Origin of the sequence: Tateyamaria sp. syn59, assembly GCF_007995245.1 — a bacterium.
Classification (GTDB): domain Bacteria; phylum Pseudomonadota; class Alphaproteobacteria; order Rhodobacterales; family Rhodobacteraceae; genus Tateyamaria.
The window spans coordinates 222,385-229,759 of record NZ_VCBA01000008.1 but is presented as its reverse complement, the minus strand read 5'-3'; the positions used below and the strand labels follow the sequence as shown (position 1 = coordinate 229,759).

Below are 7,375 nucleotides of genomic sequence, written 5' to 3'. Positions count from 1 at the left end.
GGTTCAGGGGCCATATATTTCAATAAGTTACGTTAGAGAGTGTGGAAAACCCAGGTGACTCCTCACACAATCTCAGGATCAAGTCGTCTAGACTGCGGCGGTTCGCAAGAAATGCTTGCGCCTAGATCCTTTTACACGCCTTGTTTCGAAAGGAAGGCTTTCGAAAAAGGTGCCCTTTCTATGACGATACGCCTGTTGCGCACACTTGTTGCGGTCGCGGAGCACAAGACTTTTACCGCTGCGGCGGACGCGGTGCATGTAAGCCATGCAGCCGTGAGCCAGCAGATGCAGAGCCTTGAGGCGGATCTTGGCCTAGTCCTGTTCAACCGCACCACCAGAACCCCGGAGTTGACGCCCGTTGCGCATGAGGTTGTCGCACGGGCGCGGCAGCTCCTGGCTGACTACGACAATCTGGTGCCGTCGGTGCTGGCCGATGGCGGGCTGAGTGGCGTGCTGAAGCTGGGTGCGTTGGGCACGACGTTGACAGGTCTGACGCCGCAGGCTGTTGCAATTTTCAAGGGGCGCTTCCCGGCTGTGGGGTTGCACATTCGCCCTGGCCTCACCGGTGTGTCCCTGGCCGAAATCGAGCGGGGCAATCTGGATGCCGCCCTGATCACCAAGCCGCATTTGATGCCCACCGGCATTGTCTTTCGTCCGCTGGCCGAAGAGCCCATGCATCTGATTGCAGCCCTCGAAGAACCCGAGAACGATCCGCTGACCTTGTTGCGGAGCAGGCCCTATATCCGGTTCAACCGCAACGCAGTGCTGGGAACGCTGATCGACAATTGGATCCAGTCAAGGCGCATTCGCGTGTCTGAGACGATGGAGTTGGACAGCCCGGAAGCCATCGCAAGCATGGTGCACGCGAATCTGGGCGTCTCTATCGTGCCCGACTTGACGGTGAAGCCGTTGGAAAGCGCACCGGTCAAGCGGTTGGCGCTGGGGCCGGACGGGCCGACGCGCGTGCTTGGGCTTGCCTACCCCGAGGATCAGATCAAGACCCGCGCGGTGGACGAGCTGTTCCGGTCCTTTGTGACCGTCATCGCCCGCGCGCATACGGATGGCAGGGCAACGCCCGCATGATGTTTGAAGTGATGCTGTTTCTGGTCATGGGTGCGGCTGCCGGTGGGTTCATCAACGGGCTGTCCGGCACGGGTACGGCCTTGTTTGCGCTGGGGTTTTATCTGGTTGTGCTGCCGCCCACGACATCAGTGGCGATTGTTGCGTTTATGTCCGTTTTGGTCGGAATTCAGGGCATGTGGATCGTGCGTACGTCGATCTTTGCCCGTCGGGATCGGCTATTGAGGTTCATTCTGCCGGGTCTGTGCGGTGTGCCCTTGGGGCTTGTCCTGCTGAATGCGATCGACACGGGCACGTTGCGCGTCGGGATTGCTGTATTCCTGATCATCTACGGCGGTTACTTCGGGTTTCGTGCAGCTCTGCCATCGTTTTCGAGGCGGACACCCGTGATCGACGGAGCCGTCGGTTTTCTGGGCGGTGTGTTTGGCGGAGCGGCGGGTGTGTCGGGGGCGTTGCCGTCCATGTGGCTGTCGATCCGCCCGTGGACAAAATCAGAGACGCGGGCCGTGTTGCAGCCCTTCAACATGACGATGCTGACCACGACCGTAACGCTGCTTTTCTTCCGTGGTGCGTACGATCAGACCGCGTTGCAGGCTTTGGCCGTGACCATTCCGTGCGGTTTGCTTGCAGCGCAGGTGGGAATTGCGGTCTTTCGCCGGCTAAGCGACACCGGTTTTCGCCGCCTGCTGATCCTTTTGACGCTTGCGATGGGCCTGGGCATTCTTCTGAGCGAACTGCTGTAGTCGCGCATCATGCCAACAGCGCGCTCAATACCAGGTTGGCCCCCAATACCGAAAACGCACCCAGAAAATAGGTCTTGAAGCGTTCGGGGTCTGTCCGATGCCTCAACCGTTCGCCCACGGAAAAGCCGATGATTGCCGGGATAAGTAAAGCCGCCGAGACGGCAAGGTCCGGGGCAGAACTGTGCCCGACCGCGATGAACATAACAAATATAGACACGCTGCCTGCGGTGATCAGAAAGCCCAACGCCTGCACGAAGGCGTCCCGCTCAAGCCGGAGGCCCGTCAGGTACATGGCCAGAGGCGGGGCCCAGGCGGCGGTCAATCCCCCCACCAACCCGGCGGTCAGGGCGCTGATCCCTTCGAACAGGCGCACCCGGTGCTGTGGGATTGCAGGCACCATGCTGCGCCAACTGAAGAAGCAAAACGCCAGAACGAAAACACCCAAAACAATGCGCAGGAACCGGTCGGGTGCGGATTGGCTGATCCAGACGGTCACCGCCACACATATGCTCAAAATGGCGGCGTAGCGCCAATGCTGTCTGATGCATCCCGCCATATCCGGTCCGCGCCAGAATTGCCAAACGTTGCTGAGCAGCATGGGGACAACGATTAGTGTAACAGCGGATCGCGCGTCGACCTGAAGGGTCAGCAGGGCAAGTGCAACAGTCGGCATGCCGAGCCCGATAAAGCCTTTGACCGTTCCGGCCAGCAGCAGCACGGCGCTGGCGAACGCAATCAGGGACGGGTCGGGCATGGACGTTTCAGATCACTTCGTCGGTGCGGTCATCGCTTTCGCCGTAGCGTTTGAGAACGGCGGGTTTCGTCCCCTCGTAAACGCGGGCGACGTTTTCGGCAATCTTGGCGTTCTCACGTTCGAACAGGCAGTCGCCGTTCATGTCCGACGCCACGATGAACGGCCCCATCTTGTTGCATTTGATGACCCACATGGCCTGCGCTAGCCCAAGCTCCTCGTTCCAATGTACGGCTTCGACATTTTCGACCCCGCGGCCCAGCAGAGCGCCGGTGCCATATCCGACGGTGGACAGGTATACGGCACCGTTCGGAACGAAGTATTCCTTGTAGTCTTTCGAGGACATCCCGCCTTTGCCCACAATCAGCTTGGCCCCGGTCTTGGCCATCCATTCGGGCAGCCACTTGGCAAAGCGGAAAGACGCCGTGGCGGTGACGGCCCCCATGTCAAAGCTGCCGTCGGGATTGATCCGCGCCGCAGGCGAGCAGTGGAAGTTGGCGGCCGACTGGCTGGGCAATTCCATGGGAATGTTCGCCTTGTCCTCAAGCGCGCGCATGTAGACGCCCTCGCGCGCCGTATACATGAGGCCTTCGAGGTAGACGACATCGCCTAGGCGCAGATCGGCAATGGCGTCGTCCGTCGGTGTCGTCGACAGGCGAACTTCGCGAGGGCTCATTCTGCGGCCTCCTTCTGTGGTTCCCATTCGACCGTCTCGCGGCGCTGGTAATCGGTGAACCAGTCCGGGTCCGTACGGTGTTCGACCCGTCCGTCGGCGTGGATGCGCGCGACGGCGCGTCGGGAGGAGAGACAGAAGGCGTGGACCGACATGGGCATGCCGCCAGTGTGGCAATACCCGACCTCGATATTGCAGTCGATCACCATATTCTTGCCCACAAACCCCATGGCACCCATGCCGATGGAGTTGCCCAGTTCCTTGAATTCATCCTCCATCTCGGCAATCCGCGGGTCCGAGTTGCGGCTGCCTACTGTGCGCAGGATGGATGCTCGTTTGCCCAGGCACATGCAGATGTCCTTGGACCCGCCGAGTCCAATGCCGATGATCGCAGGCTGACAGGCTAGGCCACGCTTGCCGAAGGCCATGAGCGTGTCGAGGTAGAACCGCTTGATCCCTTCCATCCCGTCCGATGGGAAGAGCATGCGGTAATCGGTACCAAAAAGACCGCCCTTGTGTACCGTGATCAAGTCGATCCATTCGCCTTCCGGTTCAAACCCGTACTCGATCTCGGGCGCGCCGATGCCCACGTTGTTGTCGTGATCCGTGCGCCAAAGCGGGTGTACGCGGTTGGGGCGTAGGGGTACGCCGTTGGTGGCGTTTGCGGTGGCACGGCGTAGGGCGGCTTCGAGCGCGACCATGCCCCCCTCGACCCGCGCCTCGTTCCCCATTTTGACGAACCAGCGCGGCACGCCGGTGTCGCCGCACATGGCGCGGCGGTCTTCCTTTGCCGCTTCGTAATTGTCGAGCATGGCCTTGAGGACGAAGGAGGACAGGTCACCGTCTTCGGTCGCGGCCGCGTGTTTCAGGCCGTCGAGGTAGTCCTGCGGGATCTCGATAGCCGCCTTGTCCATGAGGGTTTCGGCGGTGGATTGGATGAGGGAGATGGGGATCATTGCGCGGCCACCAGAGTTTCGGGTTCGCCTTCCGGCAGGATCGTTTCGCCGGGACGGACGATTGTGAATTGGACGGGTTCGCGGGTCACGTTGACTTTTCCGTGGTCGAGCGTTGCGACTGTGTAGTCGCTGTTCTCCAGCCCACCATCTTCGGGGAAGTCCTCGCGATAGTGCGCCCCGCGTGAGTTTTCGCGGGCGATCCCAGCTTTGGTGATCACTTCGGAGATGTCGCAGAGCGAGCGGAGGTTCAACCAGTCGTGCCAGGTGAGGTTGAAGGCGAGGTTGCTGGCTTCGACGCCAATGTCCATCAGCGCATCTGACACGTGCGCGATGCCCTCCAGGCCGCGTTTCATACCGGCCTCGGTTCGCATCACGCCCACCTCTTCCCACATTAAATCCTGCAGCTGTTTGCGCAGCGGCAAGATCAGGTCCGGTTTGCGGGTCAGGGGATATGTGGCGCGTTCGAATTCGGCGGCCAGCACGTCTTCGTCCGGGTCGTGTCGCGTCATGTGCGCCACGTCGCGCCCCATCGTGTCGCCTGCGATGCCGCCATAGACGGTGGAGTTCGCAACGCCGTTACCGCCAAGTCGGTTAGAGCCATGCGCGCCGCCTGCATCCTCACCAGCGACATAGAGCCCTTCCATCGCGGTGCGCGTGTCCACATCGACCACCACACCGCCCATGAAGTAATGGGCGGTCGGCACCACCTCGACCTTTCCCGCGGCCAGATCAAACCCGCTGTCGGCGCAGCGTTTGACCATGCCCTTGAATTTCTCCGCCACCCATTCGGGGCCGAGATGGGACATGGAGATGAACACGCCCTCCTGGTCCGGATTGTTGTTCTTGCGCATCTCGGCATAGATGCCGCGGCTGACGACATCGCGTGTGGCGCGCTCACCCTTGCCGTCATAATCGAACATGAAGCGCTGACCGGCCTGGTTGATCAGCTGTCCGCCTGCGCCGCGCAAGCCTTCCTCGAGCACGGTTCCGGTCATCCGCGTATGGTCGCCCGCCAGCAGGCCGGTAGGGTGGAACTGTACCATCTCCATATCGCGCAGTTGCAAGCCAGCCCGCAGCGCCATGGCGAGGCCGTCCATCGTCTTGTCGCCCGACGGCGTGTGGTATTTGTACATTGTCGGGCCGCCGCCCGTCGCCATCAGGACCGTCTTGGCCCGGACCAAGCGGAAACCACCAGTGCGCATGTCGATCATCAGAACCCCGGCAAGGGCGCTGCGATCTTTGGTCGGGATCAAGCCGACGGCGCGGTGTTCCTGCAGTTTCTCGACGCCGCTCGCCAGCACCTTTTCCATTAGGCGGTTGATGATCTCGATTCCGGTCAGGTCACCCTTGTGAACCGTGCGATCCGCTGTCTGGCCCGCGAAGGCCTTTTGGTGCAGTGAGCCGTCGGGGTTGCGGTCAAAGAAGCAACCGACCTCGTTTTCTAGCTCGCGGATGCGCACAACGGCCTGTTCGCACAGCCGCCACGCCATGTCCTGGTTGGGCAACCATTTGCCGCCTTGGATCGTGTCCATGAAGTGTCGCTCGACCGTATCGCCGCCACCCAGCGCGACGTTGTAGCCGCCCTGAACCATGCGCGTGCAGCCGCATTTGCCGATCAGTCCCTTGACGGCGATGGTGATCTTGGTGCCCGCAGGCGCAGTCTGTTTGGCGTGCAGCGCTGCGAACAGCCCTGCGCCCCCGGTGCCGAGGATCAGGATGTCGGTGTCGTGGCGTTCGATGTCTGAAAGCTTCATGTCATACCGCCTGCATCAGAAATAGCGTGGCAATCAGGAAAGACAGGGCCGTTGCGCCTGCGGCCAGAGTCTTTTGCGGGGGCGTCCACGGCAGCCATTCCAGCGCCATCAGCCGGAGCCCGCCAAACATGTGGACGGCGAGCAGGAACACGAGGCCGAACTCGGCCAGTTTGACGGCGCCGATCTCGGTAAAGGCAAGGAAGCCGTCGAGCCGCGCCGGGTCCGTCAGCGCCAGCGACAGGATCCAAAAGTGGAACGGCAGGAACAGCGCAAGGCCCAGACCCGACAGCCGATGCAGGATGTAGGCGAGCCACAAGGGATGCGCGCGGGATGTGATGCCGGCCGTTCTCATGCGAATGTCACGGCCCAGACGGCGCGTGCCCCAAGTGCAAACAGTCCGACGCCCACGACCCACATGAAAGCTTCGAGCGCGGCACCCTTCAAACCGCCCCATTCATGCGCGACGGTGCGCAGGCCGATGGCACCGTGGATCGACACCGCCACGACAAACAGGCCGTAGAACAGGAACCAGGCCATGGATCCTTGGGTGCGGCCCAGAATTTCGGCGGCGCTCAGGCCCCCTTGGATCGCGTAGATCATCGTCGCGAGATGGCCGAGGACCAGCGGAGCCATCAAGAGCGCGGTGATCCGTTGCAGCATGTAAAGGCGCAGGCTCAACATCAGCGGCCCCTTCTGAAGAACGACTTGGCCGTTTCCCGTTTCAGGCCCGCGATGGCGGACATCGGGTCTAGCTCATTGGGGCAGTAGGTGGTGCACGACCCCATCGAGTGGCAGTTGTGGCAGCCGCCCGAGCCAGAGACGGCATCAAGGATGGCAAGCCGCCCATCGTCCTTTGCGTCGTTCAGCAGGGTCCAGGCGCGTTGCAGAGCGGCAGGGCCGAGGTAATCGGGGTTGCCTGCGACCGTGTCGCACGCGGCATAGCAGACCGAGCAATTGATGCATTCGATCCCGGCATTCGCCTCGACCCGCGCCGCGCTTGTTTCATCGACGGCGGCGATCGGATCGTCACGGGTTAGAGTGCCGTGGTGCACGCCCTCTGCCCCCACCCATTTGTCAAAGAATGGGTCCATGTCGACCACCAGATCCTTGACCACCGGCAGATTGCGCAAGGGGCCGATGTGAACTGCGCCGTCCTGAACAACTTTCGAGACATGTGTCCTGCAGGTCCAGCGCGGCACGCCGTTGACCATCATCGCACAGCTGCCGCACATGCCGACACGGCACGCAAAACGGTAGCTGAGTGTCGGGTCCGCGTTCTGCTGAACCCACGAGACTACATCAAGCACGGTTTGATTGTCATGTCCGGGTACATCGAACGTATCCGGTCCGGGTGCACCGCGGTCAATGGTCACCGAGAGCGTCTTCGAAGTCATACTGCGCGTGGTCTTTCATGCGGA

9 protein-coding genes are annotated in these 7,375 nt (G+C 61.6%); 2 read left to right on the top strand and 7 right to left on the bottom strand.

Annotated elements, in window-relative coordinates:
• Positions 1-180 precede the first annotated feature (180 nt).
• Both FD715_RS16500 and FD715_RS16495 read left to right on the top strand, forming a co-directional pair.
• Positions 181-1,083: a LysR family transcriptional regulator gene (locus FD715_RS16500; RefSeq protein WP_147112228.1), complete on the top strand. Its 903-nt coding sequence runs from the start codon at positions 181-183 to the stop codon at positions 1,081-1,083.
• A complete protein-coding gene (locus tag FD715_RS16495) occupies positions 1,080-1,823 on the top strand; it encodes a sulfite exporter TauE/SafE family protein (RefSeq protein WP_147112225.1) in 744 nt (247 codons plus the stop codon). Before FD715_RS16500 ends, FD715_RS16495 begins: the two co-directional genes overlap by 4 nt.
• Before the next feature lie 7 nt (positions 1,824-1,830).
• On the opposite strand, the gene FD715_RS16490 is transcribed toward FD715_RS16495, so the two are convergent.
• The 7 genes from FD715_RS16490 to FD715_RS16460 are packed head-to-tail and all read right to left on the bottom strand — an operon-like array spanning position 1,831 to position 7,351.
• On the bottom strand, positions 1,831-2,577 hold the full coding sequence (locus FD715_RS16490) for a sulfite exporter TauE/SafE family protein (protein ID WP_147112222.1): 747 nt from the start codon (positions 2,575-2,577) through the stop codon (positions 1,831-1,833).
• A 7-nt stretch (positions 2,578-2,584) separates the two neighbouring features.
• Positions 2,585-3,250, bottom strand: coding sequence for a fumarate hydratase C-terminal domain-containing protein (locus FD715_RS16485; protein WP_147112219.1), 666 nt, complete (start codon positions 3,248-3,250; stop codon positions 2,585-2,587).
• Positions 3,247-4,203 carry a fumarate hydratase gene (locus FD715_RS16480; RefSeq protein ID WP_147112216.1) on the bottom strand — a complete coding sequence of 319 codons (957 nt, stop codon included), beginning with the start codon at positions 4,201-4,203 and terminating at the stop codon, positions 3,247-3,249. Before FD715_RS16480 ends, FD715_RS16485 begins: the two co-directional genes overlap by 4 nt.
• Positions 4,200-5,957 carry an L-aspartate oxidase gene (locus FD715_RS16475; protein WP_147112213.1) on the bottom strand — a complete coding sequence of 586 codons (1,758 nt, stop codon included), beginning with the start codon at positions 5,955-5,957 and terminating at the stop codon, positions 4,200-4,202. Before FD715_RS16475 ends, FD715_RS16480 begins: the two co-directional genes overlap by 4 nt.
• Before the next feature lies 1 nt (position 5,958).
• Entirely contained in the window at positions 5,959-6,309 is a 351-nt protein-coding gene (locus FD715_RS16470) for a succinate dehydrogenase (protein ID WP_147112210.1), read from the bottom strand.
• Positions 6,306-6,638: a succinate dehydrogenase gene (locus FD715_RS16465; RefSeq protein ID WP_147112207.1), complete on the bottom strand. Its 333-nt coding sequence runs from the start codon at positions 6,636-6,638 to the stop codon at positions 6,306-6,308. Before FD715_RS16465 ends, FD715_RS16470 begins: the two co-directional genes overlap by 4 nt.
• Complete coding sequence (locus FD715_RS16460; RefSeq protein WP_147112204.1) at positions 6,638-7,351, bottom strand: succinate dehydrogenase/fumarate reductase iron-sulfur subunit; 714 nt, start codon at positions 7,349-7,351, stop codon at positions 6,638-6,640. Before FD715_RS16460 ends, FD715_RS16465 begins: the two co-directional genes overlap by 1 nt.
• Between the last annotated feature and the right edge of the window lie 24 nt (positions 7,352-7,375).

What these genes read in the sequence shown, in the direction of transcription:
- FD715_RS16500 (WP_147112228.1), top strand. Translation starts at nt 181, where the DNA reads ATGACGATACGCCTGTTGCGCACACTTGTTGCGGTCGCGGAGCACAAG.
- FD715_RS16495 (WP_147112225.1), top strand. Translation starts at nt 1,080, where the DNA reads ATGATGTTTGAAGTGATGCTGTTTCTGGTCATGGGTGCGGCTGCCGGT.
- FD715_RS16490 (WP_147112222.1), bottom strand. Translation starts at nt 2,577, where the DNA reads ATGCCCGACCCGTCCCTGATTGCGTTCGCCAGCGCCGTGCTGCTGCTG.
- FD715_RS16485 (WP_147112219.1), bottom strand. Translation starts at nt 3,250, where the DNA reads ATGAGCCCTCGCGAAGTTCGCCTGTCGACGACACCGACGGACGACGCC.
- FD715_RS16480 (WP_147112216.1), bottom strand. Translation starts at nt 4,203, where the DNA reads ATGATCCCCATCTCCCTCATCCAATCCACCGCCGAAACCCTCATGGAC.
- FD715_RS16475 (WP_147112213.1), bottom strand. Translation starts at nt 5,957, where the DNA reads ATGAAGCTTTCAGACATCGAACGCCACGACACCGACATCCTGATCCTC.
- FD715_RS16470 (WP_147112210.1), bottom strand. Translation starts at nt 6,309, where the DNA reads ATGAGAACGGCCGGCATCACATCCCGCGCGCATCCCTTGTGGCTCGCC.
- FD715_RS16465 (WP_147112207.1), bottom strand. Translation starts at nt 6,638, where the DNA reads ATGTTGAGCCTGCGCCTTTACATGCTGCAACGGATCACCGCGCTCTTG.
- FD715_RS16460 (WP_147112204.1), bottom strand. Translation starts at nt 7,351, where the DNA reads ATGACTTCGAAGACGCTCTCGGTGACCATTGACCGCGGTGCACCCGGA.